Source organism: Desulfuromonas sp. (assembly GCF_002868845.1).
Lineage (GTDB): Bacteria > Desulfobacterota > Desulfuromonadia > Desulfuromonadales > BM501 > BM501.
Genome location: NZ_PKUB01000014.1, coordinates 1 through 17,433 on the forward strand (window position 1 = coordinate 1; position 17,433 = coordinate 17,433).

Here is a 17,433-nt window from a genome sequence, read left to right on the forward strand (position 1 = left end):
GCGGGCCGACGCCGCCTCCCTCAAGGCCCTCCTCGCGGCGCGGCGCAGCGTCCGGCGCTTCCGGGAGCGTCCGGTGGAGCCGGAGCTCCTCGCGGAGGTGGTCGCCGTGGCCTCCTCCGCGCCCATGGGCGTCCCGCCGTGGGACGTCGGCGTGGTCACCGTCGACGGGGCCGACGCGGTGCGAAAGCTGGCCGGGGAGGTGGTCGCCGGCTACCGGGGGATGGTGAAGATCTTCCGTCCCGGGATCCTCAAGGTCATGCGCCCCTTCATCGGCCGGGCGCGCTACGAGCAGTTCAGCAGTTTCATCGTGCCCCTGGCGCACAAATACCTGGAGAGCTGGGACGAGGGGCGGGACACGGTCTTCTACGGCGCCCCGGCGGCGCTGATCTTCCACTACTCCCCCTACGCCGGTGAGGCGGACGCTGTGATCGCCTGCACCTACGCCATGCTGGCCGCCGAGTCCCACGGCCTGGGCAGCTGCATGGTCGGCGGCGCGCCCCCCATCCTGCAGCGCAACAGGGATCTGTGCGCCGGGCTGGGCATCCCCGAGGGGAACACCCCGGCGCTGGTCCTGATCCTGGGGTATTCCGCCGTCCCCTTCAAGCGGGGGATCGTCCGGCGGTTCAGCCACCAGCAGGAGGCCGGCCCGCGGTGAATCGCCCTGCCCGGGAAGAGCTGGGGTCACGCCTGGCCGTGCCCCCTTCTTGAATAATCAAACAGTTTCAAAACCTTAAAACCGGGAAGTGCCCCTGGTTTCCGAACGATCGAAGAAGACGGAGAGAGACGATGGACATCCCGACCCTCACAAGGTTCTTCATGTGGTGCTCGATCATCAACGGCGGCCTGCTGCTGTTCTGGAGCGCCATGTGCCTGCTGACGCCCGACCTGGTCTTCCGCACCCAGCGAGTGTGGTTCCCCATCCCCCGGGAGACCTTCGACGTGCTCATCTACTCCTTCCTCGGGCTGTTCAAGATCGTCTTCCTGGTCTTCAACCTCGTCCCCTACCTGGCCCTGCTGATCGTCGGATAAACCGTCCCCTCCCCTGCCTTCTGCCTCAAGCTTCCCGCCGTACCCAGCGATCCTTTCAGGGGCGCAGGGGGGCACGCTTCTTCAGAGGGAAAAATGATCTGCCCCGGTTTCTCTCGCGGCGGATTGACTTTGCACCGGGGGCGCGGATAGAATGGATCTGTCATGTTGACGGTCCTGAAGAAAATTGCCGCGCCGCTGGCGCTGCTCCTGGCGCTGCTGGTCTTCTCGGCGGCGGCCATCGCTGCGGCGCCCCCGCCCGGGTCGAGCCAGCCCGACCTCTGCTGTGCCGCCGATGCCGCGCCGCCGGCGCCGCCGCCGGTCAGTGAGGGGGAGTGCTTCGACTGCAACTGCCTCTCCTGCAGCGCCGTCCTCTTCCACCACACTACACCGATAGACGCCTCCCTCCGGGACCCGGACGCCCCCCAGTGGCTCCTGGCGACCGTGCACCCGTCCGACCACATCCGCTCCATCGACTACCCCCCCGAAACCGCCTGATCCTTCGCAGGCATACCCGCGCCCGGCCCGGCAGGCAGCGGCGGTGGTGCGTCCACCGGCCGCCGCGCCCCCGTGCCCGCCCCCCTCTTTTTCGCCCTTAAAACATCCGTGGAGATGCGTTTATGCAAACCCTTTCGCGCACGTTCGTCTTCTGTATCGTCACTCTGTTCGTCGTCGCCCTGGCCGCCGGCTGCAAGCCGGAAGCGCCGGCCTTCCAGGTCAACGACATCATCTCCGACCCCGGCGCCTTCAGCGGCTCGCTGGCCGTGGTCGGGATCGTTTACGCCTACGCCCAGGACGACGCCACCCTCGTGGGGATCATGGACAAGAAGGAGCTGCAGTGCACCACCCCCAACTGCAAGAAGGTGCTGTTGCCGGTCAAGGTCGCCGGCGCCCGCCCCGCCATCGGCGACGAGGTCGAGGCCTTCGGCGCCCTCGCCAGGGAGCCGTTGGGCTACCTGCTGCGGGCCGAGCGGGTGCAGGTGCTCGCCAGCCACAACCTGGGGGTGCCGCAATGACCTCGGGCAAGCTGGTCCTCAAGAACATGCTGCGCCGGCGCGGCCGGTTCGTCTTCACCCTCCTCGGCATCGTCATCGGCATGGCCTCCTTCGTCACCTTCATGTCCCTCGGCGGCAGCCTCAAGAGCCAGATCGAGCGGGAGTCGGCGGCCCTCGGGGCCAACCTGGTGGTGACCCCCAAGGGGAGCTGCGCCTACGAGCAGGTCTCGATCCTCACCGGGGAGCAGATGCCGACCAACATCAACGCCGAGGAGGTCGCGGCGATCCGCGCCATCGAGGGGATGACCGCCATCCCCTACCTGGCCGAGCGCTCGGCGATCGCCAACCGCCCGGTCTCGGTGATGGGGGTCCTCCCGGAGGAGACGCGCCGCTTCAAGAACTGGCAGCTGGCGGCCGGGGAGTACTTCCCCACCGAGGCAGCCGAAGGTGCGGTGCTCGGCGCGGTGCTCGCCGAGCAGTTCGGGCTGCAGCCGGGGAGCGATGTGCGCATCCGCGGCGAGCAGATCCCGGTGCTGGGGGTGCTGGCCGAGACCGGCGGCAAGGACGACCTGACGGTCTTCCTCAGCCTGCCGGTGGCCCAGCGCCTCTACGGGCAGGCGGGGCTGGTCTCCTACGTGGCGGTGCGCGTCGAGCGCCTCGACGAGGTGGAGCTCTACGCCAACCGGATCCGGGACGCGGTCGCCCTCGGGGTGGTCTCCGACAAGCAGATGCGCAACTCGGTCCTGTCGATCGTCGGCACGGTCAACGTCACCCTGCAGCTGATCGCGGCGGTGGCGATCCTCGCCGCCGCCTTCGGCATCGTCAACACCATGATGACCGCCACCTACGAGCGCCGGCGCGAGATCGGCATCCTGCAGGCGATGGGGGCGACCCGCGCCGGCATCTTCCGCCTCTTCCTCCTCGAGTCGGGGGTCTACGGCCTGCTCGGCGGCATCGGCGGGGCGGCGCTCGGGGGGCTGGCGGCGGTGCTGGCGACCCCCTACATCGGCCAGAACGCCGCCACCTCCTTCGTCAAGGGCTCGCAGAGCAGCATCGACCCGCTGACCTTCTGCGGCGCCGTCCTCTTCTCGACCCTGGTCGCCATGGCCGCCGGGCTCTACCCGGCCGTCAAGGCGTCGAAACTCTCTCCCGTGGAGGCGATCAGCTATGAATGACGCGATTATCACCGCCAGCGCCCTGGTCAAGGAGTACGGCCGCGGCGCCGCCCGGGTGGAGGCGCTGCGCGGGATCGACCTGCAGATCCCCCGCGGCAGCTTCACCTGCATCGTCGGCCCCTCGGGGCACGGCAAGTCGACCCTGATGCACCTGCTCGGCGGCCTCGACCACCCCACCGGCGGCACGGTGACGGTCGACGGGGAGGAGATCTTCCGCTTCGGCAACCGCCGCCTTGCGGCCCTACGGGCGCGCAAGATCGGCTTCGTCTTCCAGTTCTTCAACCTCCTGCAGAGCCTGTCCGCCGCCGAGAACGTCGAGGCCGCCCTCATGCTCGCCGGGGCCCCCGAGGCGCGGCAGAAGGAGCGGGCCGCCGAGCTCCTCGCCACGGTCGGGCTGGCCGAGAAGGCCGACGCCCGGCCGGGGCAGCTCTCCGGCGGCCAGCAGCAGCGGGTCGCCATCGCCCGGGCGCTGGCCAACGACCCGCCGCTGCTGCTGATGGACGAGCCGACCGGCAACCTCGACTCGGCCGCCGAGGCCGAGGTGATGGAGGTGCTCGAAGGGCTCAACCGCCAGGGCAAGACGATCATCCTCGTCACCCACAGCGCCGAGATCGCCGCCCGGGCGACCCACCTGGTGCGGGTGCGCGACGGCCGCATCGAAGACCCGCCCCCCCTGCAGATGGCGAGCTAGCGGGAGACGCGAAAAGGCCCCGCCTCCTGCGCGGAGGTGGGGCCCTTTTCTGCCCAGCAAATCCGAAATCCGGGAAATCCTGAGCTTCGGGGGACACAATACCGATTTTAATGTCAACCCCGCCCCCCAAAGTACCGACAATTAGAATTTGATTGCCTTCCAGATTTGCATGGGCTAACCTCTGCCATGGCCCGAATCTCCCGACTCGTCGTCCCCGGCTATCCCCACCACATCACCCAGCGTGGCGTCCGCTCCATGGATGTTTTCGCCGATGACGGAGACCGCCTTGCCTACCTCAAGCTCCTTGCCGAAGAAACCCGAAAAGCCGGCGTCACGATCTTCTGCTGGTGCCTGATGAGCAACCACATCCACCTGATTGCCGTTCCGGAAGAGGAGAAATCCCTGGCCCGAGGCATCGGGGAGGCCCACCGGCGCTACACCAGGATGAAGAACTTTTCCGAAGGGGTCCGCGGGTATCTGTTTCAGGGCCGGTTCCACTCGTGCGTTCTCGACCAGCCCCATCTGCTGGCGGCCGCCCGCTATGTCGAGCGCAACCCTGTTGCGGCGCGGATGGTCCCGTCAGCGTTGGACTACCGGTGGTCCAGCGCCCGCTTCCATGCAGGCCTCGTTGAAGAGGACCCCCTGGTGAGGAACCAAATGCTGCCCGATATGGTCGGGGACTGGCAGGAGTTCCTTCGGGGCGAGGATGACGCGGAAAAGAGTCGCCAGATCCAGCGGGGTACCCGGACCGGCAGGCCGGTCGGAGGCGAGCGGTTCGCCCTCGAGGTGGAGACCCTGATCGGCAGATCCCTGCGCCCCGAGCGGGCGGGACGGCGAAGGAAACATTAAAACCGGTATTGTGTCCCCTTGAAAGGCCATGGAGAAGGAATGACCGAACAGAAATACAAGATCGCCTTTCGCGGTCGGATCGCCGAAGGCCAGACCGTGGAGCAGGTCAAGGCAAACCTCCAGCGAGTCTGCAAGCTCAGCCCTGCCGCGGCCGAGCGGATCTTTTCCGGCAAGAGCTTTGTCCTCAAGTCCGATCTCGACGAGGCGACCGCCAGCCGCTATTGTGCCGCCCTGGAGAAGGCCGGCGCCATCTGCGCGGTGGAGCCGATGACAGGGAACGCCCCACCCGCACCCGCTGAGTCTCCGCCGCCCCCCGTTCCCGCCGCCCCCCCGCCCGTCTCCCCGGGCAAGGCCCGCACCCAAAAAAAGGAGCACCTGGCCTGGCTCCACCGGGAACTGCCGCACCTTGTGGCCGAAGGGGTCGTGGACGAAGAGGCGGCCGAGCGGATCGGCAGCTTCTACGGGCCGCCGCCGAAGGCGAGCAGAAAGGCCCCGCTGGCGCTGGTGATCTGCGCCGTCCTCGGCGCGCTCCTGGTCGGGCTGGGCATCATCCTGATCTTCGCCCACAACTGGGCCGAACTCGGCCGGCCGGTGCGCACCCTCCTCTGTTTCGCCCCCCTGGTTCTCGGGCAGCTGCTGGCGGGCCTGGCCATCAGCCGCCGCCCCGATTCGACCGCATGGCAGGAAGGCGCCGCGACCTTTTTGATGGTCGCCGTCGGCGCCTCGATCGCCCTGGTCGGACAGACCTACCACATCTCCGGCGACCTGCCGCGCTTTTTGCTCGTCTGGATGCTGCTCGGACTGCCCCTCGTCTACCTGATGCGCGCCGCGATGCCCGCAGCCCTCTACTGGGTCGGCATCACCGCCTGGATGGGAACCGCCCGCTTCGCGCATGAGCCCGTCGCCCTCTACTGGCTGCTCGTCCTGTTGCCGGCGCCCTTCCTGTGGCGGTTGTGGAGGAAAGGGGTGCGCACCACCGCCCGGTCGTGGCTGAGCTGGACCCTCGCCCTCTGCCTGCCCCTGGCCGTCGGCTTCTCCCTGCACCGATTTGAACACCGCCTGACCTTCGCCACCTTCGCCCTGCTCTTCAGCCTTTATTACCTCGCCGATCGAACCTGGCAGGGTCGAGACCGGTCCACCCGGCGCCGCCCCCTGCTCCTGCTCGGCTGCCTCGGCATCACCGTCGTCGGCCTCGCCCTCTCCTTCGGCAAGCTGTGGGGGGCGCACGTCATGCGACTCCCCCTTGAGGAGTTCCACCACCTGCTCGGCTTCAACGTCCTGACCGGCCTGCTCGCCGCCAACCTGGCCCTGCTCGGAATCATGGTGCTGCGCCAGAAGAGCGCGGGCGGCCTGCCCTTCGGCCTGGCGGGCCTTTTCATCCTCGCTTTCCAGCTGTTCGCCGGCTACCTGCCGGGCAAGAGCTCGGTCCTGGTCTTCAACCTCTTTCTGCTGTTCCTCGGCGCCAGCACCCTTTTCTCCGGCATCCGCGCGGGGCTGACGAGCCGGGTCAACGGCGGCCTGGGGATCATCTCGCTGCTGATCGTCGCCCGTTTCTTCGACACCGACCTGCCCTTTACCGCCAAGGGAATCGCCTTCATCGCCATCGGCGTCGGCTTTCTGCTGACCAACATCCTGATCAAGCGCAGGGAGGTGACGCAATGACGATACGGATCAAGGCTATCTGGATTTTTCTGCTGCTCGCCGCCCTCCAGCTGCTGGTGCCGGCGAGCATGATCTACCAGCGGGAGACCACCCTCACCCATGGCGTCCCCTACCGCTTCAAGACCGCCCCCGTCGATCCCTACGACCCCTTCCGCGGCCGCTTCGTCAGGCTCAACGTCGAGGCCGGAAACGCCTCGGTCGAAGCCGGCGCAGAATTTAAAAAAGGCCAGTGGGCCTATGTGCTGCTGGGCAAAGACGAGCAGGGATTCGCCATGTTGAAGCGCGCCCACCGAGAGCCGCCCGCCGCCGGAGACTACCTGCGCCTCAAGGTGCGCTCCGCCTCTGGAAAGACCGTGCGGCTGAAGATGCCCTTCGACCGCTTCTACGCCGAGGAGAGCATCGCCCCGGAGATCGAACGGGCCTATCGCCGCAGCTCCAGGCGGGGGCGGCAGGACGCCTTTGTCATGGTACGGGTGAAGGACGGCCGGGGCGTGATCGAGGAGCTGTATATCGAGGACCTGCCGATCCTGGAGTTTTTGGCGCGAGAGCCGGGCCAGCCGTAGAGGGACAACCCTGAAGACAGCATTCCGCTTTCAGACGGGGAGGACCCAAGGGGATCAGGTTTTCATCGTTTGACATCTGCCGAAAGCCCCCCGGGGAAGGCAATCGCTGTTGAGGGAAAAAGGGTCGAAATCCACCAGGCGCTGTCGCCCCCTTTAAAAGGCTCGCTGCACCCAAAATGAAAACATCAACCACACGACCGCTGTCAGTCTGCATCATTTCATGGTTTACCATTTTCTATGCCCTCCTTTCAGCAGCCCCCAAGCTTTTTCTCCTCATCAACCCCGAAGCGTATCGGCTGACCCTCGAATGGAGCCAGGCAGCCTCGGGCGACGGCTTGATTCCTGTGCCCTTTTCGTTCCAGCTTGTGCATGCCCTGGTCGGGGTGCCGGTACTGTTGTTCTCCGGGGTCTTCATGCTTAAGGGCCGCACCTGGGCGCTGGCGGCCTTTCTATTCTGGATTTTCGGGGTCCTTGTTTTGACCTTCCTGGTTTCGGGCTTGTCCGTCTCCCTGTACCTGAAACTCGCTGTGGCCGTCATTGCCACCGTCCTCCTGACGAGGGAGAAGGCATTGGCGTTCTTCGCGTCTCAAGGGGCTGACAGGAGGACCCCATGAACACCGCCCTGATCCTGATACCGGCCTTCTCTTTCGTCGGGCTTTGGCTGCTGATCTATTCCAGGCGCAGAAGCCGCCTGGTCAAAACATTCGGAGCGAAAAAGGGGCTTTCCTATCGCCACAGGGACGACGGCGCGCTGGGGCGGGAGCTCAATCGCGCCTTCGCCCTGACGGCGCCCCTCGGTCGTGATTTCTCACGGATCAGGGACATTGTCGAGGGCGGAGGGATTCGCCTGTTCCGGGCCACGGAGGCTTTGGACCTGAGCCCTTACGGGCTGCCGCAAAACACCCATTCCGGCCGGATCGCGGTCTTTTTCGAAACGGAAAAGGATGGCGAAGCCTTCTTTCTGGCAAAGGATGCGCGGGACATCCGGCACGTACTTCCGTGGAGCACCGGCCCGGCTGAACCCGACCTGGGCTTGACCGGACTGATGCAGATCATCGACGGAAACCCGCCGCCCCATCAGCTCTCCGTGACCGTCATGGGGGGAAGGTTTCTTGCGTATCTACAGCCCATGCTCACCGGTGGCGAAAAGGAGAGCGACCTCGACTATCTTTACCGGCTGGCGACGAGAGCCAAGCAGACCTTATGATGGTGGAGCAATACAAAGGCAGGGGACTTGCTGCGAAGCATTTCTGCCTCCTTCCGCCAAACCATGCGCCGCCTTCGACCCCGCCCAACCGGCCCGAAACGCCCCCCCCCACGTCCGCCGCCCCATATTCTTCGACCAGGGCGTGAAAAATTCCTGATTATCGGTATAATACTAAAGATTGGAAATGTTTTATAGGGCGACACCCCTTGGCCCGCCCTCCCACGGTTGCCGCCTCCGCCAAGGGGCTGAGGCTTTCTCGTCCATCCGAAGGAAAGACGGAGAACGGGGCCCGTCACTCTCGAACCCTCCCAAGGCATCATTGCCAGAGATCAGAAATCATGGATCAAATCCTCTCGTTCATAGGAGATTACCCAATGCTCTCGTGGTGGAACTCCATGGAAGGCGTCAGCAAATTTCACACCCTGTCCCAATGGACGGTCGCCGTCTTCATCCTGCTCGCCGCGGCCGCCGTCGTCTTCAACATCAAGGCGTCGAACAAGTTGGCCTCCCTCCTGGTCCAGCAGGAGACGGAGGTGCAGGGCCGGCTGGCAGACACCGAAAAGGGCAGCGAGCAGTTCCGCAAGGAGTTGGACTGGGCCCAACGAAGACACTAGCAGACCGAACAGGCCCTGCGCACCCAGCTTCGGGAGGCCCAGGAAAAACACGAGCAGACCGAACGGGAGCTGCGGGCCCAGGTCAAGGAGGCCTGGAAATCGGCCGCCGCCGCGATCAAGCACGCCGAGGCCCCGCCCGAAGCGCCTCCCGCGGTTCCCCCCGAAGCCCCGAAACCGGACCCGGAACCGAGGATCCTGACCCCGGAGCAGCAGCAGAGGCTGATCTCGATCCTGCAGACCGGCCCTGGCGGCGAAATCGATGTGGAGGCCCCCGTATCCGACCCCGAGGCCCTGGCGCTGGCCGAGCAGCTGGTGAAGAACCTTCGCTCCGCCGGGTGGGAGGTCCCCTACTTCAGCAGAGAGCTTTCAGTCGGTTCGGCCGCCGGCCTCGAAATCCTCATCAACGACTTCAAAACGGCCCCGGAACGTGCCCAGACCCTGGCCAAGGCCCTTGACGCCATCGGTATCCCGAGCCGGGCCAAAGCCTCGCCGGCCACACCGGAGGACTCCCTGACCCTGGTCATCGGTCCCCGGGAATAGATCCCTGGCCCCGGCGGCCTTCCCCAGGCCGCCGCGGGTCGGCATCCCGCTCCCTCCCCCTCCCTGCCGTGCCCCCCCGATTTGACAATCAGGACTTCTCCTCTAGAGTGTAACTATATACAATAATTGAAATTTGCCCTGCGCAACATCCCGGAAGACCCTTTCTGATCAGGGGCGACACCTTTTTGCCCCCATGCAATGACATCGACCGGAGGGGGAAAGGTCCGCGCATCGATGACCAATCTCATCCACCTCCGCTGCCGAAACTGCCACCAGCCCCTCAAGAACCGCAGCCGACCCTGGTGCCCCCCCTGCGACCGTTACCTCTGTTACAGAGCCCTGCCGATCCTGCTCGGCATGCTCATGACCGGAGGTCCCCCCCTTGCCCTCCCCGAGCAGGCCCTTCCCCGCGACGGCTGCCGGGGCTACGACTGCGACGACGCCGTCACCTGGGAATAGGATCTCCCCCGGGGAAAAATTTCAGCCGACCGAACTGATGCCCCCCGCCCCTTTCCGTCCGAAAAGAAAAGGGGATGTCCGCCTCTCTGCAGTAATACCGGCCCGGACGGGCTGGACTTCCCTTGCCTAAACCCAGAAAAAACTCGCCATTTCCCCCGGCGGAGGGTGTAAAATCACCAGCATGACCATTTCGGCGACGGCCCCCCCCTTGTAAATATAAAAATTCTTGATTTAACATGACTTTCTTCATAGAGTTGCCGAAAAAACCGTCGGCACGACTCGTACTAAAAAATCAGGACCGAGGCATAGCCTCGACCAACCCCATGCTCAGGAGACAACCGATGATGCAAAGACGCACCCTCGCTCTGACCCTGCTCCTTCCCCTGCTCCTGCTGGCGTCCCAGGCGGCGGCCGCGGTCAAAACCTTGACCCTCGCCGATGTCGAGGCCATGGTGGCGCAGAAGCCCGCCGAGGGCCACTACATGCTTATCGACGCCCGGCCGGAGATCAAGTACTTCGGCAGCCACCTGCCCCATGCCGTCTCCCTCCCCTGGATGGAGATGAAGGAGCGGCTCGACGAACTGCCGGAGGACAAAGCCACCGCGCTGGTCTTCTACTGCGGCGGCCTCAAATGCGACCTCTCGGCCAAGGCGGCGGCCCTGGTAGAAAAGATGGGCTACACGGACGTCTCGATCTTCCCGGAGGGGGAGCCCGGCTGGCGCAAGGAGGGCAACAGCCCCTGGGTTGCCACCAGTCACATCAAGATGATCCTCAACGACCGCGACCGCATCGCCCTGGTCGTCGATGCCCGCCCCTTCATCAAGTACAACGCGGGCACCATCCCCGGCGCTCTCAACATCCCCTTCCAGGAGTGGGACAAGCTCAAGGGGCTGCTGCCGGCCGACAAGGACACCCAGCTGATCTTCTTCTGCGGCGGCCTCAAGTGCAACCTCTCCCACAAGTCCGCCGCCGCGGCGAGGGCTATGGGCTACACCGACGTGCGCACCTACGCCGAGGGCTGGCCGGCCTGGAAAAAGAATTCGACCCGCGCCTTCGCCATGGTCAACCCCAAGCAGGAGGGCCAGGCCGCACCGGCCGAAGCCGAGGCGATGGTCTACGAGGGGGAAATCGGCAAGGAGGAATTCCTCAAGCTGGTCGCCGAGAAGCCCGAGGGCCTGCTGCTGATCGACGTGCGCCCCGCCGACGAGTTCGAGAAGGCCCACATCCCCGGGGCGATCAACATCCTCGACGAGAAGATCGAAGAGCACATCTAGCAACTGAAAATGGCACAGAACGTGGTCTTCTACTGCAACACCGGCAGCCGCAGCGCGGGGGCCTACTACGCCTGCGAGGACGCCGGCCTGAAAGGGACCCGCTTTCTCAACCGGAACCTCGACTTCGGCCCCGACGGCGGCGTCCTCGTCGAATAGCGAAGTCCGCCCCACCGAAAACCCGAAAAGCCCCGCCGGTATGCCGACGGGGCTTTTTCGTCTTCCGGGATTTTCGGGGACGGGCAATCCCCTGGTCGCCGGCAGGGTCGAGTCCCCGCGGATGCAGGGGAAGGATGAGGCCCGGAGACACTGAAAAATCGGACCCATCCGCCTCACGCCCCTTCGCTACGCTCTCTCAAGGCCGCAAAGACCGCGAAGGAATTCCAACATCAAAAGCTTCCTCTGGGTTTTCCGGGGTAAGGCCTGTTTCCCCCTTTCGCCGCCGCCGGAGCGGAGTTGATGAAATTGGGAAAAGGCGGACGACTGTCCACAGCCGAAGGCAAGTTTTCGTCCCCGCCGAATCAATCTGCGAAGCGGAGGGAACCCGCCGTTATCCCCCGGGGCCGCGCTCGCGGAGGAACTCCCGGAGGATCGGCGCGGTGTGCGACCCCTTCTTGCGCCTCGCCACCTGCCCCGGCGTCCCCCGGGCGACGATGCGGCCGCCCCCCTCCCCCCCCTCGGGGCCGAGATCGATCAGCCAGTCCGCCTCTGCGAGTACGTCGAGGTTGTGCTCGATCACAAGCACCGAGTTTCCGGCATCGACCAGCCGGTGCAGCACCCGGATCAGCTTCTCCACGTCGGCCATGTGCAGGCCGATGGTCGGCTCGTCGAGGATGTAGAGCGAGGAGTTGCGCGAGAGCCTCTTGCCCCGCCCCGGCAGATCATCCTTCGGCTTCACCTTGGCCAGCTCGGTGACCAGCTTGATGCGCTGCGCCTCGCCGCCGGAGAGGGTCGGGCTCTGCTGGCCGAGGGTGAGGTAGCCGAGCCCCACCTGCTTCAGCAGCCGCAGGGCGTGGCCGATGCGGGTGTGGGCGGCGAAGAAGCCAGCCGCCTCGTCGATGCTCATGTCGAGCAGGTCGGCGATGCTCTTCCCCTTGTAGCGCACCATCAGGGTCTCGGCGGTGAAGCGTCGACCGCCGCAGACCTCGCAGCGCACTTTGACGTCGGGCAGAAAGCTCATCTCGACCTTGCGGTAGCCCTGCCCGGAGCACTCGGGGCAGCGCCCCCCCTTGACGTTGAAGGAGAAGCGGCTCGGCCCGTAGCCGCGGATCTTCGCCTCGGGCAGCTCTGCGAACAGGCGACGGATATCGTCCCAGAAGCCGACGTAGGTGGCAGGGCAGGAGCGGGGGGTCTTGCCGATCGGCGTCTGGTCGACCTCGAGCACCAGGCCGATCTGCTCCCAGCCGTCGATCGCCCGGCAACCGAACAGCTCGGCGGGCGGCTCAGTTTTGCGCGAGCGCTTGGCGGCGAGCAGGCGCTTGAGGTTTTTGTGCAGCACGTCGCGCACCAGGGTGCTCTTGCCGCTGCCGGAGACCCCGGAGACGCAGACCAGCCGCCCGAGGGGGATGTCGACGTCGACCCCGCGCAGGTTGTTGAACCGGGCGCCGCCGACGGCGATCCGCTGGGCCTTTTCGCCCCGGCCCACGGGACGGCGCTTCATCAGGGGATGGACGAGGGGGCGGGCGAGAAAGCGCCCTGTGAGGGACTGCTCGCAGCGCATCAGCTCCTCGACGGTGCCGGCCGCCACCAGCCGCCCCCCCTCGACGCCGGCGCCGGGGCCGAGGTCGATGACGTGCTCGGCGCGGCGGATCGTCTCGTCGTCGTGCTCTACCACCACCACGGTGTTTCCCTTCCCCTCCAGCTTGGCGAGGGTGTCGAGCAGCATCCGGTTGTCGCGCGGGTGCAGGCCGATGGTCGGCTCGTCGAGGATGTAGCAGACGCCGCGCAGGTTGGAGCCGAGCTGGGCCGCCAGCCGGATGCGCTGCGCCTCGCCGCCGGAGAGGGTCGGCGCGGCGCGGTCGAGGGAGAGGTAGGAGAGCCCCACCTCGTTGAGGAAGCCGAGCCGCGAGCGCAGCTCGGCGAGCAGGTCGTGGGCGATCTCGGCGGCGCGCCCGGAAAGCTCCAGCTGGCGGAACAGCTCTTCCGCGGCCGCCACCGACAGCCGGGTGAGCTCGGCGATGCCGCGCCCCTCGAAGCGCACTGCCAGCGCCTCGGGGCAAAGCCGGTCGCCGCCGCAGTCGGGGCAAAGCTGCGGCTCCTCCTCGCCGATCCAGCCCGCTTCCTAGCCGGTCTGCTCGGCGTCGAAGCCGGGCAGCACCAGGCCGGTGCCGAAGCAGCCCGCGCACCAGCCGTGCTTCGAGTTGTAGGAGAAGAGCCGCGGGTCGAGCTCCTCGAAGCTGCGGCCGCAGCCGGGGCAGGCCCGCTCGGTGGAGAAGACCGCCGCCTCGCTGGCGCCGGCCGGCAGCACCTGCACCACCCCCTTGCCAAAATCGAGGCCGAGCCGCAGCAGCTCGCGCAGCGCCACCTCCCTCTCGGGAGCCGCGGTCAGTTCGCCGACCGGCAGCTCGATGTCGTGCTCGCGGAAGCGGTCGAGGCGTGGCCAGTCGACGGTGGGAGCGAGCTGGCCGTCGACCCGCAGGTGCGAAAACCCCTTGGCCCCGGCCCAGGCGGCGAGGTCGGTGTAGTACCCCTTGCGGCCGACCACCAGGGGCGCCAGCACGCCGATCCTTTCGCCGCCGTGGTCCTTCAGGATGCGGGCAACGATGGCGTCGAGCGACTGCGGCTCGATCGGCAGCTCGCACTCGGGGCAGTGCTGGACGCCGAGCTTGACGAAGAGCAGGCGCACAAAGTGGTAGACCTCGGTCATGGTGGCGACGGTGCTCTTGCGACCGCCGCGGCTGGTGCGCTGCTCGATCGCCACCGTCGGCGGGATGCCGGCAATGGCATCGACGTCGGGGCGCGCCGCCGGCTGGACGAACTGCCGGGCGTAGGCGTTGAGCGACTCAAGGTAGCGGCGCTGCCCCTCGTTGAACAGGATGTCGAAGGCGACAGTGCTCTTGCCCGAGCCGGAGATTCCGGTGATGACGGTGAACTTCTCCCGCGGGATGGTGATGTCGACGTTCTGCAGGTTGTGCTCGCGGGCGTGGGTGATGCGGATCTCGTTCGCCGGCGCCGGCGCCGGCGCACCCTCCTCCCGGACCGCCCCGGTGCGGGAGGGCAGCTCCCCGAGTTGCGCGGCGTACTCACGTAGCGCCGCGCCGGTGTGACTCTCGGCATGGGTCGCCAGCTGCCGCGGGGTGCCTGTGCAGACCAGCTTCCCGCCGCCATCGCCCCCTTCCGGGCCGAGGTCGATCAGCCAGTCGGCGGCGCCGATCACGTCGAGGTTGTGCTCGATCACCACCAGCGAGTGACCGGCGTCGAGCAGCCGCCGGAAAGCCTGCAGCAGCCGGGCGATATCGTCGAAGTGCAGGCCGGTGGTCGGCTCGTCGAAGAGGAACAGGGTCTTTGCCCTTTTACCCCCCTTGCCGCGGCTCTCGACCAGGTGTCCGGCCAGCTTCAGGCGCTGCGCCTCGCCGCCGGAGAGGGTCGGCACCGGCTGGCCGAGCTTGAGGTAGCCGAGGCCGACCGCCTCGAGCGGCTCGAGAGCAAGGCGCACCTCGCCATGCCCGGCGAAGAAGGAGACCGCTTCGGTGACAGTCAGCTCCAGCACGTCGGCCATGGAGCAGGCCCGGCCGCCGCCGGCCGGCATCAGCTTCACCTGCAGCAGTTCGGGGCGGTAGCGTCGGCCGTCGCAGTCGCTGCAGCGCAGGTAGACGTCGGAGAGGAACTGCATCTCGACATGCTCGAAGCCGTTGCCGCCGCAAGCGGGGCAGCGCCCGTTGCCCGAGTTGAAGCTGAAGGTGCCGGCGGTGTAGCCCCGCTCCTTGGCGAGCGGCTCGGCGGCGAACAGCTTGCGGATCGCGTCGAAGGCACCGACGTAGCTGGCCGGGTTGGAGCGGGTGGTCTTTCCGATCTGGGTCTGGTCGACCAGCACCACCTCGTCGACCAAGTCGTGCCCCCGGATCTCCCGGTACCGCCCCGGCGCCTCCACCGGCTTTCCCTTGAGCTTGCGCAGGCCGTAGTAGCAGACCTCCTGCACCAGGGTCGACTTGCCAGAGCCGGAGACCCCCGTGATGCAGACCAGCCGGCCGAGCGGGATGGAGACGTCGATACCGGCCAGGTTGTGCGCGGCCGCACCGAGGATCTCGAGCTGCGGGGTATCGGCGGCCGGGGGCAGGGCGATGGGAGCCTCGGGGGGCAGCACCTGCCTGCGGCCGGCAAGATAGTCTCCGGTCAGTGAACCCTCCACCGCGGCCAACTCGGCCGGGCTGCCGTAAAAGACCACCTCGCCGCCCCGCTCTCCCGGGCCGGGGCCGATGTCGAGGATGCGGTCGGCGGCGAGCATCACCTGCGGGTCGTGCTCGACCACCAGCAGCGAGTTGCCGGCGTCCCGCAGCCGCTGCAGCACTCCGACCACCCGTCCCATGTCGCGCGGGTGCAGGCCGATCGAGGGCTCGTCGAGCACGAACAGGGCGTTCACCAGCGAGGTGCCGAGCGCGGTGGTCAGGTTGATCCGCTGCACCTCGCCTCCGGAGAGTGTGCGCGACTGGCGGTCGAGGGTGAGGTAGCCGAGCCCCACCTCCACCAGGTAGTCGAGGCGGGCGCGGAGCTCTCGCAGCAGCAGCTCGGCCGCCTCGTCGAGCGGCGCCGGCAGCGCCAGGCCGGCGAAGAAATCGCGGCAGCGCTCGATCGGCAGCAGCATCACGTCGTGGAGGGTCAGCCCCGGCAGGGCGGCCAGCGCCTCCTCCTCCAACTCGAGTTCGCACGGCCGGAACCGCCCCCCCCCGGGCAGCGCCTTTTCGGCCTCTGCCGCACCGCCGAGCCGCCACAGCAGTGCCTCCGGCTTGAGGCGGGCCCCTGCGCAGGCGGGGCAGACTTCGTAGGAGCGGTAGCGCGAGAGCAGCACCCGGATATGCATCTTGTAGGCCTTGGTCTCGAGCCAGTCGAAGAAGCGGCGCACCCCGTACCAGAGGCCGTCCTCGTACCTCCCCTCCCCCTCCAGCACCCAGGTCTTCTGCGCCTCTGTCAGCTCCCGCCAGGGGCGATAGAGGGGGATGTCGCGCTTGTCGGCGAACTCCTCCAGGTCGTCCTGACACTCGCTGTAGCTGTCGGTGCGCCACGGCTTGATCGCCCCGCCGGCCAGGGTCTTCGACTCGTCCGGCACCACCAGGCCGAAGTCGACCCCGATGGTGCGGCCGAATCCGCGGCAGGTCTCGCAGGCGCCGAGCGGCGAGTTGAAGGAAAAATGATTCGGCGCCGGCTCCTGGTAGTGGATGTCGCAGCAGGCGCAGTGCAGGTCGTCGGAGAAGTGCAGCGGCTGGCCCGGCTCGCGGCTCGCTTCCAGCGGGTGGACGCTGAGCCGCCCCTGGCCGTGCTTCAGCGCGGCCTCGAAATCCTCGACAATGCGCTGACGGCGATGCGGACCGAACGTCACCCGGTCCTGGATCACCTCGAGCCGGCGCCCTTCCTCCTTCAGCAGCCGCCGGTAACCCTGGCGCTCGAGCAGGTCCTTCACCTTGGCGGGGGTAAAGTTCTCCGGTACCTGCACCGGGAAGGTGATCAGCAAGGGCGTCTCCGCATCGAACCTCTCATCCAGTTCGGCAAAGATGCTGTCGGGAGTGTCGCGGCGCACCGGCCGGCCGCACCCCCGGCAGAAGAGGCGGGCGGCGCGGGCGAAGAGCAGCTTGAGGTGGTCGTTGAGTTCGGTCATGGTGCCGACCGTGGAGCGGGAGGTGCGCACCGGGTTGGTCTGGTCAATGGCGATGGCGGGGGGGATGCCGTCGATGCGCTCGACCTGGGGGCGGTCCATGCGGTCGAGAAACTGGCGGGCGTAGGGGGAGAAGGTCTCGACGTAGCGGCGCTGGCCCTCGGCGTAGACGGTGTCGAAGGCGAGCGAGCTCTTGCCCGAGCCGGAGACCCCGGTGACGACGATCAGTTCGCCGAGGGGCAACTCCAGGTCGAATCCCTTGAGGTTGTTCTGGCGGGCCCCCCGGATGAGGATGCTCCCCTTGTCCTTGTTCATAAGATCGATTCTTGGCCCGGGAAAGACGGGCGCTCCTCCTCTGTTCATTCTAGGGCAAAAGCCCCTGGAGGGGAAAGGCCCACGAAAAAGCCGCCCGCGCTCGGGGCGCGGGCGGCTCGGAATGTTTGTGGAAAATAAAGTTGGCAACCACCGAACCTAGTAAATTCAGCAACTTGTCGACACAACCTTTCACAGCAAGTTCTATTCAAGTTGGAAACCGATTTCACGTTAAAAGTTGCTTTCTGAAAAATAAAGTTGGC

General features: G+C 66.7%; 16 protein-coding genes and 1 pseudogene. 16 read left to right on the plus strand and 1 reads right to left on the minus strand.

The window, feature by feature from the left end:
• The 16 genes from C0617_RS03520 to C0617_RS03595 all read left to right on the plus strand — a co-directional run.
• Positions 1–655, plus strand: a 655-nt coding sequence (locus C0617_RS03520) for a nitroreductase family protein (protein ID WP_291315637.1), incomplete at its 5' end; no start/stop codon positions are given.
• 131 nt (positions 656–786) lie between these two features.
• Positions 787–1,029 carry a DUF6868 family protein gene (locus C0617_RS03525; protein ID WP_291315638.1) on the plus strand — a complete coding sequence of 81 codons (243 nt, stop codon included), beginning with the start codon at positions 787–789 and terminating at the stop codon, positions 1,027–1,029.
• 162 nt (positions 1,030–1,191) lie between these two features.
• Positions 1,192–1,524: a hypothetical protein gene (locus tag C0617_RS03530; protein ID WP_291315639.1), complete on the plus strand. Its 333-nt coding sequence runs from the start codon at positions 1,192–1,194 to the stop codon at positions 1,522–1,524.
• A 122-nt stretch (positions 1,525–1,646) separates the two neighbouring features.
• Entirely contained in the window at positions 1,647–2,042 is a 396-nt protein-coding gene (locus C0617_RS03535) for a hypothetical protein (RefSeq protein ID WP_291315640.1), read from the plus strand.
• On the plus strand, positions 2,039–3,196 hold the full coding sequence (locus C0617_RS03540) for an ABC transporter permease (protein ID WP_291315641.1): 1,158 nt from the start codon (positions 2,039–2,041) through the stop codon (positions 3,194–3,196). The genes C0617_RS03535 and C0617_RS03540 overlap by 4 nt, the downstream gene beginning before the upstream one ends.
• Complete coding sequence (locus C0617_RS03545; RefSeq protein ID WP_291315642.1) at positions 3,189–3,887, plus strand: ABC transporter ATP-binding protein; 699 nt, start codon at positions 3,189–3,191, stop codon at positions 3,885–3,887. Before C0617_RS03540 ends, C0617_RS03545 begins: the two co-directional genes overlap by 8 nt.
• A gap of 186 nt (positions 3,888–4,073) precedes the next feature.
• Positions 4,074–4,736 carry a transposase gene (locus tag C0617_RS03550; protein ID WP_291315643.1) on the plus strand — a complete coding sequence of 221 codons (663 nt, stop codon included), beginning with the start codon at positions 4,074–4,076 and terminating at the stop codon, positions 4,734–4,736.
• A gap of 39 nt (positions 4,737–4,775) precedes the next feature.
• The gene (locus C0617_RS03555; RefSeq protein ID WP_291315644.1) at positions 4,776–6,398 is read left to right on the plus strand and encodes a DUF2157 domain-containing protein; all 1,623 of its coding nucleotides are present in this window, start codon (positions 4,776–4,778) and stop codon (positions 6,396–6,398) included.
• On the plus strand, positions 6,395–6,961 hold the full coding sequence (locus C0617_RS03560) for a GDYXXLXY domain-containing protein (protein ID WP_291315645.1): 567 nt from the start codon (positions 6,395–6,397) through the stop codon (positions 6,959–6,961). The genes C0617_RS03555 and C0617_RS03560 overlap by 4 nt, the downstream gene beginning before the upstream one ends.
• Before the next feature lie 176 nt (positions 6,962–7,137).
• A complete protein-coding gene (locus tag C0617_RS03565; protein ID WP_291315646.1) occupies positions 7,138–7,575 on the plus strand; it encodes a hypothetical protein in 438 nt (145 codons plus the stop codon).
• On the plus strand, positions 7,572–8,168 hold the full coding sequence (locus C0617_RS03570) for a hypothetical protein (protein ID WP_291315647.1): 597 nt from the start codon (positions 7,572–7,574) through the stop codon (positions 8,166–8,168). The genes C0617_RS03565 and C0617_RS03570 overlap by 4 nt, the downstream gene beginning before the upstream one ends.
• Before the next feature lie 374 nt (positions 8,169–8,542).
• On the plus strand, positions 8,543–8,782 hold the full coding sequence (locus C0617_RS03575; RefSeq protein ID WP_291315648.1) for a hypothetical protein: 240 nt from the start codon (positions 8,543–8,545) through the stop codon (positions 8,780–8,782).
• Positions 8,783–9,043: 261 nt separating this feature from the next.
• Complete coding sequence (locus tag C0617_RS03580; RefSeq protein WP_291315649.1) at positions 9,044–9,322, plus strand: hypothetical protein; 279 nt, start codon at positions 9,044–9,046, stop codon at positions 9,320–9,322.
• Positions 9,323–9,556: 234 nt separating this feature from the next.
• Positions 9,557–9,781 carry a hypothetical protein gene (locus tag C0617_RS03585; RefSeq protein ID WP_291315650.1) on the plus strand — a complete coding sequence of 75 codons (225 nt, stop codon included), beginning with the start codon at positions 9,557–9,559 and terminating at the stop codon, positions 9,779–9,781.
• 341 nt (positions 9,782–10,122) lie between these two features.
• Positions 10,123–11,055: a rhodanese-like domain-containing protein gene (locus tag C0617_RS03590; RefSeq protein ID WP_291315651.1), complete on the plus strand. Its 933-nt coding sequence runs from the start codon at positions 10,123–10,125 to the stop codon at positions 11,053–11,055.
• Between the two features lie 9 nt (positions 11,056–11,064).
• Positions 11,065–11,211, plus strand: coding sequence for a hypothetical protein (locus C0617_RS03595; RefSeq protein WP_291315652.1), 147 nt, complete (start codon positions 11,065–11,067; stop codon positions 11,209–11,211).
• A 391-nt stretch (positions 11,212–11,602) separates the two neighbouring features.
• Here the strand turns inward: C0617_RS03595 and uvrA are convergent.
• A pseudogene (gene uvrA, locus C0617_RS03605) lies at positions 11,603–17,173 on the minus strand (excinuclease ABC subunit UvrA).
• Positions 17,174–17,433 lie beyond the last annotated feature (260 nt).